This window comes from Amycolatopsis echigonensis, from assembly GCF_014174495.1.
Classification (GTDB): Bacteria; Actinomycetota; Actinomycetes; order Mycobacteriales; family Pseudonocardiaceae; genus Amycolatopsis; species Amycolatopsis echigonensis.
Window position 1 is genome coordinate 174,076 of record NZ_JACJHR010000002.1, and the last position, 18,786, is coordinate 192,861.

The window sequence follows — 18,786 nt, forward strand, 5'->3', positions numbered from 1 at the left end:
ACGCCGGTGCTTCAGTCCGCCTCGGCGGGGACTGGGGCGTCGGAGTCCTCGCGCAGCAGCAGGTCGTAGGCCATCTCGTTGACCCAGCGCGAAACCGGGTCCTCCTGCAGCAGCACCCGGTCGTGATGGGTGTCGAGGTCGAGGTCGGCGGTGGCGTACGGGTCGGCGGTGACGACCGCGAGACCGTACGCACGGGCGCGCGGCAGGCAGTTCGTCACGTAGTCGTCGGTCAGCACGGCAGGCGATGGAAGAACCATCGCGGCCTCGCCGTAGCGCGAAAAGGGCACCGCGGAGGCCATCGCGGTCCGCCAGTGCCGGGCGACCGCGAGGACGCCGATGATCTCGGCGGCCGGCGCGGGTGCGGTCGCGGCCAGCTCTGGCCAGGTCCAGGTGTCGACGAGGGCGCGATCGGCGACGGGACCGACACCCATCGCGATGCGCTCCGCGTGCACGTCGGTCCGCAGCTTCGCGACGATGCTGACCTTGCGGCCGAGCAGGGTCGTCGCGGGCAGCACTACGCCGTTCCAGCCCAGCAGGGCCGCGGCCTTGCGCGCCAGCTCGTCGACGCTCGCGGGGAGCTCGATCGGCGGCAGCACCCGGCTCGCCGTCGTCCGGCTGCGCTTCGCACCGCCGGCGACCGTCGAGCGCTCGGTGTTCTGTGGGGTAGCCGCCACGAGTCCGCCTCCTTCAAGCACCTGATCCCGTGCACCGGCGAAAACCGGTACATGAACTGAGTACCAGTGCACAGACGCGAGGTCTCCGGGTTGCCGGGCCGCGTGCGATCGGCGGCGCTCTGCGGTCGGTGACCGGTCGGTAGGCGGTCGTTCGACTTCAGCCCGACCGTGCGGCCAACCGAGTGAGACGGGGGTGAGTGGCGGGCACGGAGCGCGTTCCCTGGGTGTCGCGCCGCCCGGCGCGGGGCGGGGCAGGCAGCGCAACGCCCTACTCCGATCGGCCTAATCGGCGCGGCTCCACTGTGGACTTCCGCTGGTCACGGGCGTCACCCGGATGGCGGGTGAGCTTCGCCGCAGCGAGGGTTCCCTTCTCCGGTTTAGGGTTACCCGTCGGTCAAGGACCCGCCGGGAGGACCAGGATGCGCTCGCCGAAGGACTTCTTCGCCCCGCTCGCCGTCGGAGCGCCGCAGCCGCCGAGGCAGATCCCGGTGCGGCCTTCCCGCATGATCCACTTTTTCGATCCGGGCAACGAAAAGATGGCCGCGAAGGTCCCTGACCTCGCGAAGAAGACCGACGTGCTGCTCGGCAACCTCGAGGACGCGGTCCGCGCGGACCGCAAGGAAGCCGCGCGCGCCGGACTGGTGTCGATCGCGAAGGCGACTGATTTCGGCCGCACGCAGCTGTGGACGCGGGTGAACAGCCTCGACTCGCCGTGGGTGCTGGACGACCTGATCACGCTGGTCACCGAGATCGGCGACAAGCTCGACGTGATCATGGTTCCGAAGGTCGAGGGCGCGCAGGACATTCACTACGTCGACCGGTTGCTGGCGCAGCTGGAAGCGCGGGCCGGGCTGACGAAACCGCTGCTGGTGCACGCGATCCTGGAAACGGCGAGCGGCGTGGCGAACGTCGAGGAGATCGCCGGCGCGTCGCCGCGCATGCAGGGCATCTCGCTGGGCCCGGCCGACCTGGCCGCGAGCCGCCGGATGAAGACGACGCGGGTCGGCGGCGGTCACCCGGGTTATCTGGTGCGCACCGACCCGGTCGGCGAGGACCTCACCGAAGGCCGGACGACGTATCAGCAGGATCTGTGGCACTACACGGTCGCGCGGATGGTCGACGCGTGTGCGATGAACGGGATCCTTCCGTACTACGGACCGTTCGGCGACATCCGCGACGTGGTGGCCTGCGAGGACCAGTTCCGCAACGCGTTCCTGCTCGGCTGCGTCGGCGCGTGGAGCCTGCACCCGGTGCAGATCGACATCGCGAAGAAGGTTTTCTCGCCGTCCCCCGCCGACGTCGCCTGGGCCCGGCGCGTGATCGCCGAAATGGGCGACGGAACCGGCGCGGTGATGATCGACGGGAAAATGCAGGACGACGCCTCGGTCAAGCAGTGCCGGGTGGTCGTGGAACTGGCTGACGAACTGGCCGCCACCGACCCGGAACTGGCCGCCGCGTACGACGCCGCGACGAAGGAGATCCAGTCATGACCGAGCTTCGACCGCGGCGGTCCGTGCTGTACATGCCCGGCGCGAACGAACGCGCGCTGGAGAAGGCGAAAACCCTTCCGGCGGATGCGTTGATCCTGGATCTGGAAGACGCCGTCGCTCCGGACGCGAAGGAAGCCGCGCGGGAGCGGGTGTGCGCTGCTGTTTCTTCGTACGGTTCGAAGGAAGTGACGATCAGGGTCAACGGCCTGGACACCGAATGGCACGACGCCGACCTGCGCGCCGCGGCCGCCGCCGGTCCCGCTGCCGTGGTGGTGCCGAAGGTGAACTCGGCGGCCGAGGTGCACAACATCGAGCGCGCGCTGGAACTCGGCGGAGCACCGGAGCACACGAAGATCTGGGCGATGGTCGAGACGCCGATCGCGATGCTGCACGCCGAGGAGATCGCGGCGGCCTCGGAACGGTTGACCGTGCTGGTGATGGGCACGAACGACCTGGCGAAGGAACTGCACGCGGAGTTCGTGCCCGGCCGGGGCCCGTTGCTGGGCGAGCTTTCGCTGTGCCTGCTGGCCGCGCGCGCGACCGGAAAGGTGATCCTGGACGGGGTCTACAACGACGTCAAGGACGCGGCCGGCTTCGAGGCGGAATGCTTGCAGGGGCGGCAGTACGGGTTCGACGGGAAGACGTTGATCCATCCTTCGCAGGTGGAGCCGTGCAACCGGATCTTCGCGCCGTCGGAGGAGGAAATCGACCGGTCGAAGCGGATCATCGCGGCGTTCGAGGAAGCTTCGGCTGAGGGCCGCGGTGTGGTGACGGTGGACGGGCGGATGATCGAGAACCTGCACGTGGAGAACGCCCGCCGGGTGCTGGCGTTGGCGGAGGCGATCGGGTCGAAGTAACGCGGGCGGCGGTTCCGCTCAGGGCGAGGCGAGCCGCTCAGTTGACCGGCCACGGGCGCTGTTCCCCGCGCAGCTTTTCGAACTCCGCCGCCACCCTCAGCACGTCCAGATCCGCGAACCGACGCCCCGCGATCTGCAGGCCGATCGGCAAGCCTCCCGGCGTATAGCCGCAGTTCACGGACACCGCGGGTTGCCCGGACATGTTGTACGGCACGGTGAAAGCGATGTGCTCGAACGGCCGCGTCGGGTCGTTCGTCGGGGATGGCCAGTCCGCGGGCGGCGGCAGGACGGGGCAGGTCGGCGAGAGGACCACGTCGTACGGTCCGGTCGCGCGCAGGGCTGCCACGCTGATCGCATCGATGGCCGCGAAACCGCGGTAAGTGTCCACACCGGACGCATCCGCTCCTCCGGCGGCCCATTCCGCGATGTACGGCAGGACTTGTGCGCGCTGCTCTTCCGAGAGCGCGGCCATGTCCGACCAGGCGCGGACTCGCCAGAAGGTGTCCAGGCCGTTCAGGTGTTCTCGGGTCAGGAACGGGGCGACGGATTCTACGACTGCGCCAGCGTTTGAGAACCGCTCGGCGGCGGCAGTGACCGCGTCGGCGACGGCGGGGGTGACGGGGAGGCCGACACCGGGGTCCAGGTGCAGGCCGACGCGCAAGCCGGACAGGGAGCCGGTCAGGGAAAGCCAGTCGATGGAAGCTGGCGGCAAGCTGAGGTGATCCCGCGAATCGGGCTGGGCAAGGACGCTCATCAGCAGCGCGGTATCGACGACGGTCCTGGTCAGCGGCCCGGCGACGCGGCCGAGGAAGGGCGGGTCGACTGGTACGCGGCCGAAGCTGGGTTTCAGGCCGACTAGTCCGCACCAACCGGCGGGGAGGCGGATTGAGCCGCCGATGTCGGTGCCCACGTGCAGCGGACCGTAGCCCGCGGCGGCTGCGGAGGCGGCACCGGCGCTGGAGCCGCCAGGCGTGCGCGTGAGGTCCCATGGGTTGCGCGAAGCAGCGTGGAAGCTCGAGAGGCCGGAGGTGAGCATGCCGTAGTCGGGCATGGTCGTCTTCGCCAGCAGTACTGCGCCTGACTCGCGTACACGGGCTGCGGCGGGGGCGTCGGCGGCTGCGGGCGTTAGAGCGGTAGCGGCGGTGCCTAGCGGTGTGGGGACGCCGTAGGAGGCGATGTTTTCCTTCAGCGTCAGAGGGACGCCATCGATGGGGCCGGAGGGTTCACCGGCGTGCCAGCGTGCTTCGGAGGCCTTCGCTGCTTCGCGCGCGGAAGCAGCGTCGTACGCGTACAGGGCGCGAAGTTCGGGTTCGCGAGCGTCGATGCGCGCGAGGACGGCTTCGGTGACTTCGACGGGCGAGAACGTCCGCGCACGGTACCCGGCTACCAACTCGTTAGCGGTCAGGTCGGCCAATTCGGTCATCGCGGAACCTCCGATTCACGAAGCGGGTGGGTCAAAGCGGCCGTCGACCGCGGTCCAGCCGCCGTCAACGGCCAGGACAGAGCCGGTGACGAAGGTTGAAGCGTCCGAAGCGAGGTACACGACGGCACCGGCCAGTTCGTCCGCGCGCGCCCAGCGGCCGAGGGCGCCCTTCTGGGCGTAGGCGTCGTACCAATCGGGACGCGCTTTGATCTGTGCGGTCAGGGGCGTCTCTACGACGCCAGGGGCGATGGCGTTGACGCGTACGCCGGACGGTCCGAATTCCGCGGCGGCAGTGCGGAAGAGCTGCACTAAGCCGCCCTTCGTCGCTGCGTACGGGCCTTGTCCGGGTTCGACGGTGGTGCCGCGGATCGAGGAGAAGCCGATGATGCTTCCCCGGCCCTGCGCGACCATCGGTGCGCCGAACGCGCGAAGCACCTCGAAGGCGACGCCCAGGTTCAGCTCCACCACGCGGTCGAACTCTTCGCGCGTGTAGTCCAGCAGGCGTTTCCGGACGTTGGTGGCTGCGGTCAGCACGACAGCGTCCAGCGGACCCAGTTCGGTGGCGGCAGCCGCGATCGCACCGGGGGCGAGCAGGTCGATCTCGTACGCCTCGCCGACACCGGTCTCCCGCGCGGCGGCGACGTCACGGTCCGCGCAGATCACCGACGCACCGTGCGCGTCCAGCGCTCGGGCGGCCTCGCGGCCGATTCCGCTGCCCGCGCCGAGCACGACGGCCCGGCGACCGTCCATTCGGAACAGTCCGGCGTAGTTCACGGGCGCAGCACCGCCATCCTGGTCACAGTCAGTTCTTCCACGGCGAATCGCGGCCCCTCGCGGCCGATCCCGGAGTCCTTGACCCCGCCGTACGGCATCGTGTCGGACCGGAAACCCGGCACCTCGTTCACCACTACCCCGCCGACCTCCAACTCGTCCAGCGCGCGGAAGGCGGTCTTCAGCGAGCGGCTGTACACGCTCGCGTGCAAGCCGTACCGCGACGCGTTGACCCCGGCGAATGCTTCGTCCACATCGGACACTGTGCGCAGGCAGACGACCGGGCCGAAGATTTCCTCGTCCCAGCATTCGACGCCGTCCGGGACGTCCGCGAGCACCGTCGGCTCGAGCACGCCGTCGCGCACCGAACCCCCGGCCAAGAGCCGCGCGCCCGCCGCGACCGCTTTGTCGACCCACTCGGCGACCCGCGCGGTCGAGCGTTCATCGATCAGCGCCGACACCCGGGTTTCCGGCGAGCGCGGATCACCAACGGTCACTTCGCCGAGCCGCGCGAGCACCTTGTCGGTGAACTCCGCCGCCACGGACGACACCGCCAGCACCCGTTGTACGGAAATACAAGCCTGTCCGGACGCGTAGAACCCGCCGCGCAGCACGGCGTCGGCGGCTGCGTCGAGGTCGGCGTCCTCGGCGACCACCAGTGCCGCGTTCGAGCCCAGTTCCAGCAGGGTTTTCGTCGGCGCGGCGTCGCGGGCGATCTGGTGGCCGACGGCGGCCGATCCGGTGAAGGACACCGCGCCGATCCGTCGGTCCGTGACCAGCGCCGATCCCACGGCAGCGTCTCCGGTGACCAACTGGACCATCGCGGGCAGATCGGTCAACGAGCGGACCAGGTGCACCAGCCACAACGTCGCCAACGGGGTTTGCGGCGCGGGCTTCACCACCACCGGGCAGCCGGCCGCGATCGCCGGGGCGATTTTGTGCGACGCCAGCAGCAGCGGGTAGTTGAACCCGGCGATCCCGACGACCACACCGATCGGCTTGCGCTTCCAGAACCCGACCAGTCCGTCGCCGGACGGCAGCAGGTCGAGCGGCACGGTTTCGCCGTGCAGCCGCGACACTTCCTCGGCCGCGGCTTCCCAAGTGACGATCGTCCGCGCGACCTCCACCTGGCAGTCGACCAGCGGTTTTCCGGTCTCCAGGACGAGCAGCTGCGCAAACTCCGCCCGACGCTCACGGATCGCCGAAGCCATGTCGTTCAGCAACGTGCGCCGAGTCCGCGAAGGCAGCGAAGCGACCTCGCGAGCTACTGCCACCGCCTCGTCAACAGCACGCGAAGCCAGCGCCGCAGTGCCGACCGGCGCGGTGCCGATCACGCTGCCGTCATAGGGAAACACCACGTCCGCGGCATCCACTGTGGACACCCAGTCGGGACCAATCGGCAGGCCGTCCGGGTAGTCAGGCATCCGTTTCTCCCTTCAACCGAGCCAGCTCGGTCCGCAGATTCGGCGCGGCGGCCAGCAGTTCCCGGGTGTACTCGTGCTCCGGCTCGGCGTAAACCTGGTCGACCGGACCGATCTCCACGATCTCCCCGCGCCGCATCACCGCGACGCGGTCGCACACGTGCCGTACCACGCCGAGGTCGTGCGAGACGAAAATCAGCGTCAACGAGAACTCGTCGACCAGCCGGGCCAGCAGATCCAGGATCTGCGCGCGCACCGAAACGTCCAGCGCGCTCACCGGTTCGTCCGCGATCAGCACGCTCGGGTTCGGCGCGAGCGCGCGGGCGATCGAGATCCGTTGCCGCTGCCCGCCGGAGAACTGGTGCGGGTACCGCATCGCCGCGTCCTCGGGCAGCCCGACCGCGGTCAGTAATTCGGCAACACGCTCCGGCGACCGGCGACCGAGCGGTTCGGACACGATGTCCCGCACGCGCATCCGCGGGTCGAGCGAGCCCATCGGGTCCTGGAACACGATCTGCATTTCGCGGCGCAGGAACCGCAGCTTCCGTTCGGGCAACGAGTCGATCCGCTGTCCTTGGAACGACACCGTGCCCGCGGTCGGCCGATCCAACGCGGCGAGCAGGCGCACCAACGTGGACTTCCCGGAGCCGGATTCGCCGACGATCCCGAACCGATCACCAGCGGAAACGTCGAAACTCACGCCGCGCAAGGCATGCACGTCCCGCCGCTTGTAGCGCCGCTCCAGGCCCCGTACGGAGATCATCGCGCGCCCTCCAGATCGGAAGCCGCGAGCAACCGCTGCGTATAAGAATGCTTCGGCGCGGTCAAGACTTCTCGCGTCGAGCCATGCTCCACAATGGACCCGTCGAGCATCACCAGCACCCGGTCGCACATCTGCGCCACCACCGCCAGGTCGTGCGTGATGAACAGCAGCGAACTCTCCGCCGACAACCGCTCCTTGATCAGCGACAGGATCTGCGCCTGCACGGTGACGTCCAGCGCGGTCGTCGGTTCGTCGCAGATCAGCAGCGCCGGGTTGTTGGCCAGCGCGATCGCCAGCACTACTCGTTGCCGCTGCCCGCCGGACAGCTGGTGCGGATACGCCCGCGCGACGCCCGGCAAGCCGACCGCGGTCAGCAGTTCCTCCGCCGGACGCCCGCGCCGGCCGTGTACCCGGAACGGCTCGGTGACCTGCCGCCCGACCCGCATCGCCGGGTTGAGCGCCGTCATCGGCTCCTGGAACACCATCGCCATCTCGTTGCCGCGCAACCGAGAGAGCTCCTTTTCGGACGCTCCGAGCAGCTCCCGACCGTCCAGCCGCACCGAACCGGTAGCCGACAGTTCTTCCGGCAGCAGGCCCAGTACGGACAGCGCGGTGAGCGATTTCCCGGACCCGGATTCGCCGATCAACCCGACCCGCTCGCCCGCGCCCAGCTCGAACGAGACCCCGCGCACCAGGTCCGCGACCTGCAGGTTTTCCACCGTCAGCGTCATACCCGCGCCGCCAATCGGGGGTCGAGACGGTCGCGCAGACCGTCGCCGAGAAGGTTGAATCCAAGCACCGCCAACGCGATCGCGACGCCGGGCACGAGCGCGAGCCGCGGATGCGCGGTGAGCAGTTCCTGCGATTCCTGCAGCATCCGGCCCCACGACGGCGTCGGCGGCCGTGTGCCGAAGCCAAGGAACGACAGCGCCGCCTCGGCCAGCACCGCGATCGCGAACGACACCGACGCCTGCACGATCAGCAGCCCGCCGATGTTCGGCAGCACGTGCGCCCAGGCGATCCGCGACCGCGACCGTCCCCCGGCCCGCGCGGCCAGCACGTATTCGCTGCTCATCACCTGCAGCGATCCGGACCGGGCGATCCGGGCGAACGACGGGATGGTCGCGATGCCGATGGCGACCATCGCGGTGAGCGTGTCCGCGCCGAACACCGCACCGAACATGATCGCCAGCAGCAGCGCGGGAAACGCGAGCACCAGGTCGTTCACCCGCATCACGAACTCGCCGAGCCAGCGCGGGGCCATCGCCGCCAGCACGCCCAGCGGCGTGCCGATCACCGCCGCGATGCCGACCGCGACCACGCCGACGTACAGCGTGGTCCGCGCGCCGACGAGGATCTGGCTGAAGACGTCACGGCCGAATTTGTCGGTTCCGAACAGGTGCTGCGCGGAGAAGCCGAGCAGGCGGTCCGGCGCGTTGACCTGCACCGGGTTGTACGGCGTCCAGACGAACGACACCAGCGCGGCCACCACGACCAGCGCGACCAGAATCCCGCCGAGCAGGAGATTTCCGTTGCGGCGCATCAGGACCCCCGCAGTCTCGGGTCGAGCACCGCATAGAGCACGTCGACCACGAAGTTCACCAGCAGCACTCCGGCCACCAGCACCAGCACGATCCCTTGCACGGTCAGCAGATCGCGCCGCGCGACCGCGTCCAGCAACATGCTGCCGAGCCCGGGCAGGACGAAAACGCGCTCCACCACGACTGCGCCGATCAGCAGCGTCGTCAGCTGCAGGCCGAGCACCGTGACCACCGGGACGGACGCGTTGCGCAACCCGTGTCGGAACAACGCCTGACCAGGCAAAAGACCCTTGGACCTGGCGGTGCGGAGGTAGTCCTGGCCGAGCGTGTCGAGCACCGCGGAGCGGACATAGCGCGTGAGCACCGCCCCCTGCACCAGCCCGAGCGACAACGCCGGGAGGATCAGCCCGCGCAAGAACTCGCCCGCGTTCTGGTCCGGTGGGGTCCATCCGCCGCTCGGCAGCCAGCGCAGTTGCACGGCGAAAATCTGCACCAGGATGATGCCCGCGAGGAACGCCGGGATCGCCACACCGACCTGCGACAGCCCGGAAACCGCGACGCCGCTGGCTTTCCGGTGCCGCACCGCGGCGAACGCGCCGACGGGCACAGCGATCACCAGCGCGACCAGCATTCCCGCGCCGACCAGCCACAACGTGACGCCGAGCCGGTCCAGCAGCTGCGGGCTGATCGCCTCCCGCGTGACGTACGACCGGCCGAAATCGCCGTGCAGAACCCCGCCCATCCAGCTCAGGTACTGCTCGACCAGCGGCCGGTCGATGCCGAATTCGGCGCGGGTCTTCGCGAGCAGCTCCGGAGTCGCGTTGACGCCGAGCGCGACCTGCGCGGGATCGCCCGGCAGCACGGCCATGAACAGGAACACCACAATGGACGCCACGAACAGGCTCACCGCGAACACGGCCACCCGCCGCAGCACGCGCGCGGTCATGCCGGCCTCACCCCGGTCAGGTCGAAGGATTCGCTGACCTGGTTCCGCGCGAGTCCGGTCACCTTCTTCTTGGCGACCACGACGTTCGGGAACAGGAACAGCCAGTCCGCGGCCGCGTCGGTGTTGATCTGCCGCGCGACCTCCTTCATGTCCGCCACCTGCTCCTGCGGCGTACCGCTGTCCGCCGCGGCGAGCAGTTGCTGCACGCGCTTGCTGTCGTATCCCCAGTAGTACTTGGGTTTTCCGAACGTCGAGATGTCGCGGGCTTCGACGTGCTGGATGATCGAGAGGTCGTAGTCGTGGTCGGTGAAGACCTGCTTGAGCCACACCGCCGGGAAATCGAGCGGCTCGATCGTCGCGGTGACCCCGACGTCCGCCAGCTGCGATTGCACCACCTGCGCCGCCGACACCGCGTACGGCAGGTTCGGGATCCGCAGCCGCAGTTTGAGATCGTGCACCCCGGCCTCGGCGAGCAGCTGCTTCGCCTTCGCCGGGTCGTAGGAATAGACCTTCGACAGATCCTCGTACCACGGGTCGGTGGGCGGGACCATGCTGCCGATAAGCGTGCCGCGACCGTTGAAAACCAGGTCCAGCACGGCTTTCCGGTCGATGGCGTAGGTGAGCGCGCGACGGACGCGCACGTCGTTCAGCGGCGCGCGGCGGCCGTTGAACGCCAGCGTGACCTCGCTGTTCGTGGTGCCCTGCTGCACGGTGAACCGGTCGTCGCCCTGGAACTGCGGGATCGAATCGGCCGACGTGAGATTGGAGATCACGTCGATCCCGTTGGACAGCAAGGCGTTGTTGAGCGCGGTCGGGTCGGCGAAGTACTTGAGCACGACCGTGCGATACGCCGGCTTGCGGCCCCAGTACTGCGGATTCTCCCGCAGCACAATGGAATCCCCGCGTCGGCGCGAGGCTACCTCGTACGGTCCGGTGCCGACCGGATGGTTCGCCAGGTCCGCGACCCCGGTCGGGCTGAACATCGCGCCGAGCCTGCTGGTGAGACTGAACAGCCAGCCGTTGCTGGGTTTCGACAGCACTACCCGAGCGTGATCCGGCGCGACGACCTCGACGTGATCCACGACGTCCATCGCCGATTTGAGCGAGATCGTCCAGTCGGTCTTCACCCGCATCAGCGAAAACTGCACGTCGGACGCGGTGAACGGCGCTCCGTTGCTGAACTTGACGCCCTGCTGCAACTGGAAGTCGTACGTCTTGCGATCCGGGCTGATCGTCCAGGACTTCGCGAGCAGCGGCACGATCCGGCCCTGCGGATCGAGCTTCACCAGGCCCTCGTAGACGTTGTAGAGCAGCGCCTGCGGGATGGCCACGCCGTCGGACCGGGTGAAGTCGAAGTTCGCCGGCTCCGCCGTGTATCCGACGGAAAGCGTGTCCGGACCTGGGGAAACACTCGCGCTGGAACCTGCCGAGCAACCGGACGTCACGAGCAGCAGCGCCAGTGCCGCCGCGGTGCTCCGGGCTTTCATTCCGCCTCCTGCTCAGTACACTGGTCTGACCAGTAACCTCCAGCAGACTCGCATCCGGCAGACACCGAGGTCAAGATGAAGTTCGAACCGGTGGCTCCGGTCCGCGCCTACGAGCGGATCGTGGAGCAGATCGAGGAGGCCGTGGTGAGCGGCCAACTCAAACCCGGCGAACGGCTGCCCGGGGAACGGGAGCTGATGACGCAGTTCGGCGTCGGCCGCTCGACCGTGCGCGAGGCGCTGCGGGTGCTGCAGGCCGCCGAGCTGATCCGGTCACGACCCGGCGATCCGCGCGGGCCCGAGGTGCTGGCCGCTTCGCCGGGCGCGCTGCAGCGGTCGATGCACCGGCTGGCGCGGGCGGAACACGTCGGACTGGCGGAACTGCTGCAATTCCGGATGGTGCTGGACGGTTCGTCGCACCTGCTGGCCGCGGAACTGCGCACCGCCGAGGATTTGACCGCGCTCGACGTCGCGCTGGAAGGAATGGCGGCGGCGGACGGATACGCCGAATTCAGCCGCGCGGACGTCGCGTTCCACGACGTCATTGCCCGAGTGTCACGAAATCCGCTACTGGTGGTGAGCGGCGAAGTCGTCCGCGGCGTCGTGCTGGAATTGATCGAGGACAAACTCAGCCACGCCAACGACCGCGGCACGCTGATGTGCTCGTGGCTGCGGCACCACGAAGAGGTGCTCAACGCGATCCGCGCCGCCGACGGGGAGTCGGCGGCGCGGTTGGCGCGGCAAGCGCTGTACGACAATTACGCGGAATACGTGCCGAGGGAGCAGCGAACGCTGCTCACCCCGTTGCTGACCTGAGTCAGGAAACCAGGTTCGCGTACACCACGATGTTGTCCTTGTAGCTGTGCTCGGCGTGGTCGAACACGCCGCCGCAGGTGATGAGGCGCAGCTGCGGCTTGTCCGTGTTGCCGAAGACGGCCTGCGTCGGGAACGTGTCCTTGGGGACCTGTTCCTTGTGGTCCACCACGAACTTCAGCTTCTTGCCGTCGCTGCGTTCGACGTCGACCTCGTCGCCCGGGTTCACGTCCTTGAGCTTGTAGAAGATGCCCGGTTGGTGGTTGCCGTCGACGTGCCCGAGCACGATCGCCGGGCCCACGTCGCCCGGCACCGGCGAAAGCCGGTACCACGCGGCCTGCATCGGGTTCTTCACCGAAGGCACCGAAATCTGGCCGTCCTTGTTCGGCATCACGGTGATCAGCGACGATTTCGCGCCGATCTTCGGGATCTCGACCGACGTCGGCCGCAGCCCGGTGAACGGCTTGGTCACCGGGACCGCCGCACTGGCCGGCGCCTGCGCGGCGGGCGCCGCCGGGGCGTCCGAACCGCACGCGCTCAGCGAGAGGGAGAGGAGCAGAGCGCCCGCGAGAGCGACGCCCTGCCCGTACTTCCTGGTCATCAGGCGGCCATGCCCCCGAAGCCGGTCTCGATGCCGTGCTTCGGCGCGTACTTCACCTGCGAGTCACCGTGTCCGCCGGTGGTGCCAGCGGAGCCCGCGCCCGCGCCGCCGGCCGGGGGAACGTGCCCGCCGTCGGTCGGCTTGGTGCCGCAGGTCCAGGACGCGTAGACGATGCCGTTGTCGAACGAGACGCCCTCATGGCGCTTGACCGTCCAGCCCCAGTAGCGGCCGTCGTCCTCGAACTGGTACGGGCCCTCGACGAGGTCGAAGTCCTTGGAGTGCACGTTCGTCGGCTCGCCGGCGGCGCACGCGATCACGAAGACGCCGTCGTTGCCGTCGAGGTCCACGCCGTAAGCGATGTCGTCCACGTACGGCGGCTCCTCCGGAGGAGTCTCCGAGGAGGTCGTGGTCGGCGTGGTGGGCTTGCTGGTGTCAGTCGGCTGGCCGGTCTCGGTCGGCTTGCCCGTCTCGGTCGGGTTACCGGTCTCGGTCGGCGCGCTGGTCTCCGTCGGCGTGCCGGTCTCCGTCGCCGGAGCAGAGGTCGCCGGGGAGGAAACAGGCGGCGTGGTCTCGCTGGCCGGAGACTCGGAGGGAGGAGTCGACTCGCCCGCGTCGGCCGGAGCCGAGGAGGAAGTATCCGTCACGGGATCCGCGTTCGCGGCGGGCACGACGGCAAGGCTGATCAGGGCGCTCGCGAGCACAGCGCCCGCGAGTCTGCCCAGGGTCTTCTTCAAGGTGATTACCCCTCTGAGGAAAGGCGCGATGACCCCCACCGCGCCCGCTGATCCTGCCGGGGTTTCAGCCGATATGGGTAACCCTTTAGCTGGTGATTAATAACACCGCGGAAAGCGGTAACGAACTGCTTTCCGGTAGCGATGATTCCGCCCGATTGCCGAGTTTCCGGCCCGCCGTGCCCATACCGTAACACTTGCCAGGCAACCCGGACAGGGTTCGTGAGGAAATGGCGTAAATCAACCGAGCGCGGTCAGCAAATCCCGCCACAGGTCTTCCGGGTCTTCCAATCCGACGGAAAACCGGATCAATCCCGGCGGCACGCGTTCCTCGCCGGGCAGCCAGGCACGCCGTTCCATCAGGCTTTCCACCCCGCCGAGACTCGTCGCCGGCCGGATCAACCGGACGCTCGCGCATACCTTGTCGGCAGCGTCGGCGTCGGCGACTTCGAACGCCACCATCATTCCGAAACCCGGGTAGCGGACCTTTGTTACCGCCGGGTGTTCCGCCAACCGGGACACCAGCAACTCCGCGGTACGAGTTTGCTCGGCGAGGCGCACCGGAAGCGTCCGCAAACCGCGCAACGCGAGCCACGTTTCGAGCGCACCCGGTGTCGCACCGACCCGAGTCCGCGCCGCGCGCAGTTCGTCCACAAGGGTCTGCTCGGCTGCGACCGCGACGCCGAGCAGAAGGTCGCTGTGTCCGCCAATGAGCTTTGTCGCGCTGTGCACCACGATGTCCGCGCCAAGCGACAGTGGTTGCTGATGCAGTGAAGTCGCGAAGGTGTTGTCGACGACTACGCGTCCCCTCGTACCGCGCGCGATCGTCTCGATGTCCATCACGTCGAGCGTCGGGTTGGTCGGCGATTCGAGCCACAGCAGATCGGCGTCGCAGTCGAGCCACGCCTGCGTGTCCGTCGGCTCCAATTCGGTGACCGTGAGCCGACCGACCTGCTGTGCGTGCTTCAACGCTCCGCGCGTGACGGCGTAACTGAACGACGGAACAGCAACCGTCGACCCGACCGGCAGCGAATCCAGCACCGCAGACAACGTGGCGACGCCGGACGCGAAGGCGACCGCAGTGCCGCCCTCGAGCGACCCGACAACCTCCTCGAAGGCAGCCCAGGTAGCCGTCCCGTCGGAGCGCGCGTACACCGCGTCGCCGCCGGCCTCAAAGGTGCTCGTGGCAACGATCGGCGTGGTCAGCGGCTCGCCAGGGCCGTGCGGCCGGCCCGCCGCGATCGCGCGGGTCCGCGGAGTCCAGTCGTCCATGCGGACACGGTAACTTCGCGACCGTCTCAACGGCAGGGCGACGAATATCACCAGGTGGTCAGCCGTTCCACAAAGTGGACGACATCCAGCCGGGTCGGGCTGGCGACCATGAGGGACCGCCCCGGCCGATCCTGCTGGCCGGGGCGGTTCTCATCGTCGCTTCGGTAGCGACCGAGGTCAGTGCGCGTAAATCTCGAACTCGTACAGCGAATACCCGTACTTAGTCCCGCGCGTGACTCCCTGCATCCGAACGAACCGCGCGTCCGCAGGTGCGAACGAAACGTTGTCGATACCCCCGTTCCCGTCCGTCACCACCGCGGCGTCGTGCCAGTCGGTGCCGTCCGTGGACAGCTGGATCTTGTACCCCTTGCCGTAGGCCTTCTCCCACGACAGCACCGCTCGCGAAACCTGCTGCACCGAGCCGAGATCCACGGTGATCGACTGGTTGTCGCTCCAATCGCTCGCCCAGCGGGTGCTCGGATTGCCGTCGACCGCGTTCGAAGCCGGGGAGTTGTAGAACCCGGTTTCCGCGCTGGAAGCGTTCACCGGCTTGCCCGCCGCGAGGTTCGAGACGTTGTCGCCGCGGTGCGCGGGGTACTCCACGACCTGCTGGAACGTCGGCCGGTTCTGCGTGCTGATCTTGCCGTGCGTGATGCCGCCCAGCGGACGCTGGATGATCGAGTCGGCGCACCACTGGTCGCCCGCCGAGCAGTCGCCGTCGCCCGGGTACACCGTGTTCGCGGCCTGACCGGCGGCAGTGGTCAGGGAGTCGACGAGCGTCTGCCGGCACGCGGTCAGGTCGCCGCCGCCGCAGAACTTCGCGCCCAGCGGGCCTGCCACCGGCTGTCCGAGCGCGGTGCGGAGGTCCTTGCTGACGTAACCCCACCAACCGTGCTGATACGCCGAACCCTGGTGCGGCTGCCCGACGTGCTTGCCCGGCGTCTCGTTCTGGAAGCCGGACGGGCTTTCGTTGATCTGCAGCACGTTCGTCATCGCACTGAACGCGTCGTCGCCCATCGCCGGCTTGAACTCGCCGGTGACCAGCAGCGGCCACCACGCGTCCATGATCCGGATCGCGTCGGCGTCGTTGTAGGTCTTGCTGCCCGCACTGGACTCGACGCGCTGGTGTCCGTGCTGCATCCACGTCTTCAGCTTCGCCTCGGCATCGGCCGCGGCACCGGTGAGCGGAGCCTTGTCGAGCACCTGCAGCAGCAGCGGCAGCACCTTCTCCGCCCGCAGGTCAGCCAGCGCCGCGTCCTCCATCGCCTGGGTCAGATTCACCCGGGTCACCTTGGTGCCGCTGGAAAGCAGCGCCTTGACCCGCGCGTCGAGCAAATCGCCGCGGTGCACGGCGGACTTGTCCGCGCCGCCCGACGCATAGCCGTTGGATTGTGCGTTGTTCCAGCTGATGTAGTAGTCCTGGTTCACCGACTGCGGGTGCTCCGACGCGGGCGTGTAGTCAGCCTTGTTGCCCGCCGGGTTCCAGCCCTTCCAGTCGAACCCGCGGTCGCCCCACACCGGCATCATCGGGTCCACAGTGGAATTGCGTACCGGGTTCGCGCCGGAGTTGAAGTACGCGATGTCCTTCGAATCGGCGTAGAACCAGTTGAAGGTGAAGTTGACGTCGTTGGCGGCGCGCTGGAAGTCCGCGGCCGATTTGACGAAGCCCGGGTCGTTGAACTCCTGGAACCCGATCAGCGAATCCACCTCGTGGAAGTACGAGGACCGCAGCGACGAGTACGCCACCGGCTTCCCGTCCACCGTCGCGCGCGAGGTCACTGGGCCGTACTTCGTGCGGTAGCTGCGCAGCGTGTAGGACCCGGCCGCGGTGCCGTCCGCGACCGTCGGCGACCAGGCGTTCTTGCGCTCCACTGTGTCCATCGGAAGACACTTGCCCTGGTAGAGGTAGTAGTTCGAGTCCTTCGTGGCCGGTTTGCCGCTCGGATCGCACAACGGCAGCGCGTACGTGTCGATGATGTCCTGCGCCGCGGTCGTCGCGCTCCACGAGTAGTCCTGGCCGCGGCCGAGCAGCACGTACATGCTGAGCCCGGCGAACGACGCGCCCCGCGCACTGATGCCCGGGCCCTGGATTTCCTGCAGCAGCAACAACTGCGGCGCGAAATATCCGGTCTGTGGGCCGAACACGGCGACTGGATGACCGCTGGCGGTCTTCGCGCCGGACACGAGCAGCGCGTTGGACATGCCGTGCTTTTCCTTGAGCATGTTGCCCGGCAGCACGCCGTTGTCGAACATGCCGCGCGCGGATTCCTGGTCCTTCGGCGCGGGAACCTTGACCTTCGGTTGCGCGGAGGCCGCCGAGCCGGTCGGGTCGAACACGAGCTGCTGGTTCGTCACCGAGCCCTTGTCCGGCAACGCCGCGCCCTGCGGATTCGCCAGTGTGTTGCCGTACGGGAAATTCTGCCCGTCGTGCAGGGTCTTCACGGCCTCCGGATCGTCCGCGGCACGCAGGCTCTGCCACACCTTTTCGCCCTGCTCGACCCCGTACTTCTCCTGCAGCGCCAGCTTCGCGATCGCGTTCTGCACCTCGCCGCCACCGCCGGCGCCGAACTGCGCGCCGACCACCGAGGCGAGCACGACGAGGTCAGTGAGCTTGAACGGTTCGATGGTGCCCGCGTTGGTGATCGCGTCGACGTGCCCGGTCAGCACGTACTCGCCCGGGAAATACCGGCCGTTGTGCGAATCGGTGATGTATTTGTTGATGCCTTCGACGTACGCCTGCGCGTCGGCGAGACCCTGCTTGCCTCGCGGGCCGCTCGCCGCCACCGCGTCGATCTGCTGCTGCAGCTCGTCCTCGGTATACGGCGCGGAGGCGAAGAAAGACTGCTCCAGCTCGCGGTTCGCTTCCGCGCCGCCCGCGTACGACGTCAGCTGGCCGCGGCCGACCCGGCGCATGATGTCCATGAGCCACAAGCGATCCTGCGCCGCGGCGTACCCCGCGCCGTATTCGGTGCCGGACCGCGTCGTGCCCTGGATGTGCGGGACGCCGGTGGCCTTGTCGCGGGTGATCGTCACGTCGTCCCGCGGTTTCAGGGTGCTCGCGACCTGGTCGGCGGGCACTCCGAAGGACGAGTCGTTGAAGAATTTGCCGATGGTGTCGGTCGTCAGCGTCTTGTACCCGCCCGCCAGGTCGGCGTATTTGCCAAGCTGGTCGTCGGCGTGCCCGGGCTGGGTGCCGAACGCCTTGTTGGCGAGGATTTCGGCGAGCGTCGCGCTCCCGTTCTCGCCGGGCGGGAGGATGTCGTTGCATTGGCCCGCGCAATAGTCGTTGCCGGGCAACGCGGCGGAAGCCGGTGCCGCGGTCCCGATTTGCACTAGCCCGGCCGTGAGCACGGCTACCGCGCCCGCGGCCAGGATGGGAATGCGTCGTCGCATGCCACAGCTCCGTCCACGAAGGATGCCCCAGGGTGACCCAGCGCACGCTACCGACGGGTAGCACACATGTGAAGAGTTTTCGCGTTTATCCCCTCGTTGGGAGTAGTCCATCCGGCGGTACTCCATCCGGCGCAGCGTTTCGCCGATAGGTACGGTGAGCCCCATGAGCGTGGAAAAGCCCCAAGTCGAGCGCCCGGACGGACCGCCGCCCGCCGAGCTGCAGATCAAAGACATCACGGTCGGCGACGGCCCCGAAGCCAAGTCGGGCAACGCTGTCAGCGTGCATTACGTCGGGGTCTCGCACTCCACCGGCGCGCAATTCGACGCCTCTTACGACCGCGGCGCGCCGCTCGATTTCCAGCTCGGCGCGGGCCAGGTCATCCCGGGCTGGGACCAGGGCGTGACCGGCATGAAGGTCGGCGGCCGCCGCCAGCTGGTGATCCCGCCGCACCTGGCTTACGGCGAGCGCGGCGCGGGCGGCGTGATCGCGCCGAACGAAACGCTGATTTTCGTCGTCGATCTGGTCGGCGTGCGCTGACCTCCGAGAAAACGCGGGCAGCCGGGCAAGCCCGATCGGGCAGCCCCGGCTGATCCCCCTTTCAGGGG

General features: G+C 68.4%; 17 protein-coding genes. 4 read left to right on the top strand and 13 right to left on the bottom strand.

From position 1 onward, the window contains the following. Positions 1–11: 11 nt before the first annotated feature. Positions 12–674, bottom strand: a complete 663-nt coding sequence (locus H5411_RS02370; RefSeq protein WP_183122810.1) for a hypothetical protein — start codon at positions 672–674, stop codon at positions 12–14. 419 nt (positions 675–1,093) lie between these two features. Between H5411_RS02370 and H5411_RS02375 the strand changes: the two genes are divergently transcribed. Both H5411_RS02375 and H5411_RS02380 read left to right on the top strand, forming a co-directional pair. Continuing rightward, positions 1,094–2,164 carry an HpcH/HpaI aldolase/citrate lyase family protein gene (locus tag H5411_RS02375; protein WP_183122811.1) on the top strand — a complete coding sequence of 357 codons (1,071 nt, stop codon included), beginning with the start codon at positions 1,094–1,096 and terminating at the stop codon, positions 2,162–2,164. Beyond that, entirely contained in the window at positions 2,161–3,021 is an 861-nt protein-coding gene (locus H5411_RS02380) for an HpcH/HpaI aldolase/citrate lyase family protein (protein ID WP_183122812.1), read from the top strand. The genes H5411_RS02375 and H5411_RS02380 overlap by 4 nt, the downstream gene beginning before the upstream one ends. 37 nt (positions 3,022–3,058) lie before the next feature. Here H5411_RS02380 and H5411_RS02385 read toward each other — a convergent pair whose 3' ends face one another. The 8 genes from H5411_RS02385 to H5411_RS02420 are packed head-to-tail and all read right to left on the bottom strand — an operon-like array spanning position 3,059 to position 11,373. Further along, positions 3,059–4,444 carry an amidase gene (locus tag H5411_RS02385; protein ID WP_183122813.1) on the bottom strand — a complete coding sequence of 462 codons (1,386 nt, stop codon included), beginning with the start codon at positions 4,442–4,444 and terminating at the stop codon, positions 3,059–3,061. 15 nt (positions 4,445–4,459) lie between these two features. Further along, positions 4,460–5,218 (bottom strand): SDR family NAD(P)-dependent oxidoreductase, encoded by a 759-nt coding sequence (locus H5411_RS02390; RefSeq protein WP_183122814.1) that lies wholly within the window; start codon positions 5,216–5,218, stop codon positions 4,460–4,462. Beyond that, positions 5,215–6,639 carry an aldehyde dehydrogenase family protein gene (locus tag H5411_RS02395; RefSeq protein ID WP_183122815.1) on the bottom strand — a complete coding sequence of 475 codons (1,425 nt, stop codon included), beginning with the start codon at positions 6,637–6,639 and terminating at the stop codon, positions 5,215–5,217. The genes H5411_RS02390 and H5411_RS02395 overlap by 4 nt, the downstream gene beginning before the upstream one ends. After that, positions 6,632–7,399: an ATP-binding cassette domain-containing protein gene (locus H5411_RS02400; protein WP_183122816.1), complete on the bottom strand. Its 768-nt coding sequence runs from the start codon at positions 7,397–7,399 to the stop codon at positions 6,632–6,634. The genes H5411_RS02395 and H5411_RS02400 overlap by 8 nt, the downstream gene beginning before the upstream one ends. Next, positions 7,396–8,130: an ABC transporter ATP-binding protein gene (locus tag H5411_RS02405; RefSeq protein WP_183122817.1), complete on the bottom strand. Its 735-nt coding sequence runs from the start codon at positions 8,128–8,130 to the stop codon at positions 7,396–7,398. The genes H5411_RS02400 and H5411_RS02405 overlap by 4 nt, the downstream gene beginning before the upstream one ends. Beyond that, positions 8,127–8,942 (bottom strand): ABC transporter permease, encoded by an 816-nt coding sequence (locus tag H5411_RS02410; protein WP_183122818.1) that lies wholly within the window; start codon positions 8,940–8,942, stop codon positions 8,127–8,129. Before H5411_RS02410 ends, H5411_RS02405 begins: the two co-directional genes overlap by 4 nt. Continuing rightward, positions 8,942–9,886 (bottom strand): ABC transporter permease, encoded by a 945-nt coding sequence (locus H5411_RS02415; protein WP_183122819.1) that lies wholly within the window; start codon positions 9,884–9,886, stop codon positions 8,942–8,944. The genes H5411_RS02410 and H5411_RS02415 overlap by 1 nt, the downstream gene beginning before the upstream one ends. After that, the gene (locus H5411_RS02420; RefSeq protein ID WP_183122820.1) at positions 9,883–11,373 is read right to left on the bottom strand and encodes an ABC transporter substrate-binding protein; all 1,491 of its coding nucleotides are present in this window, start codon (positions 11,371–11,373) and stop codon (positions 9,883–9,885) included. Before H5411_RS02420 ends, H5411_RS02415 begins: the two co-directional genes overlap by 4 nt. Before the next feature lie 75 nt (positions 11,374–11,448). On the opposite strand from H5411_RS02420, the gene H5411_RS02425 reads away from it, so the two are divergent. Next, positions 11,449–12,186 carry a FadR/GntR family transcriptional regulator gene (locus tag H5411_RS02425; protein WP_183122821.1) on the top strand — a complete coding sequence of 246 codons (738 nt, stop codon included), beginning with the start codon at positions 11,449–11,451 and terminating at the stop codon, positions 12,184–12,186. Between the two features lies 1 nt (position 12,187). On the opposite strand, the gene H5411_RS02430 is transcribed toward H5411_RS02425, so the two are convergent. From H5411_RS02430 to H5411_RS02445, 4 genes are all read right to left on the bottom strand, one after another. Further along, on the bottom strand, positions 12,188–12,784 hold the full coding sequence (locus H5411_RS02430) for a class F sortase (protein WP_183122822.1): 597 nt from the start codon (positions 12,782–12,784) through the stop codon (positions 12,188–12,190). Then, the gene (locus H5411_RS02435) at positions 12,784–13,518 is read right to left on the bottom strand and encodes a hypothetical protein (RefSeq protein WP_101440921.1); all 735 of its coding nucleotides are present in this window, start codon (positions 13,516–13,518) and stop codon (positions 12,784–12,786) included. The genes H5411_RS02430 and H5411_RS02435 overlap by 1 nt, the downstream gene beginning before the upstream one ends. A gap of 237 nt (positions 13,519–13,755) precedes the next feature. After that, positions 13,756–14,787 carry a trans-sulfuration enzyme family protein gene (locus tag H5411_RS02440; RefSeq protein WP_101436645.1) on the bottom strand — a complete coding sequence of 344 codons (1,032 nt, stop codon included), beginning with the start codon at positions 14,785–14,787 and terminating at the stop codon, positions 13,756–13,758. Positions 14,788–14,964: 177 nt separating this feature from the next. Continuing rightward, positions 14,965–18,180, bottom strand: coding sequence for a penicillin acylase family protein (locus H5411_RS02445; RefSeq protein WP_101436646.1), 3,216 nt, complete (start codon positions 18,178–18,180; stop codon positions 14,965–14,967). Between the two features lie 163 nt (positions 18,181–18,343). Here H5411_RS02445 and H5411_RS02450 point away from each other — a divergent pair, with 163 nt between their 5' ends. After that, positions 18,344–18,718, top strand: a complete 375-nt coding sequence (locus H5411_RS02450; protein ID WP_101436647.1) for an FKBP-type peptidyl-prolyl cis-trans isomerase — start codon at positions 18,344–18,346, stop codon at positions 18,716–18,718. The last annotated feature ends 68 nt before the right edge of the window (positions 18,719–18,786 follow it).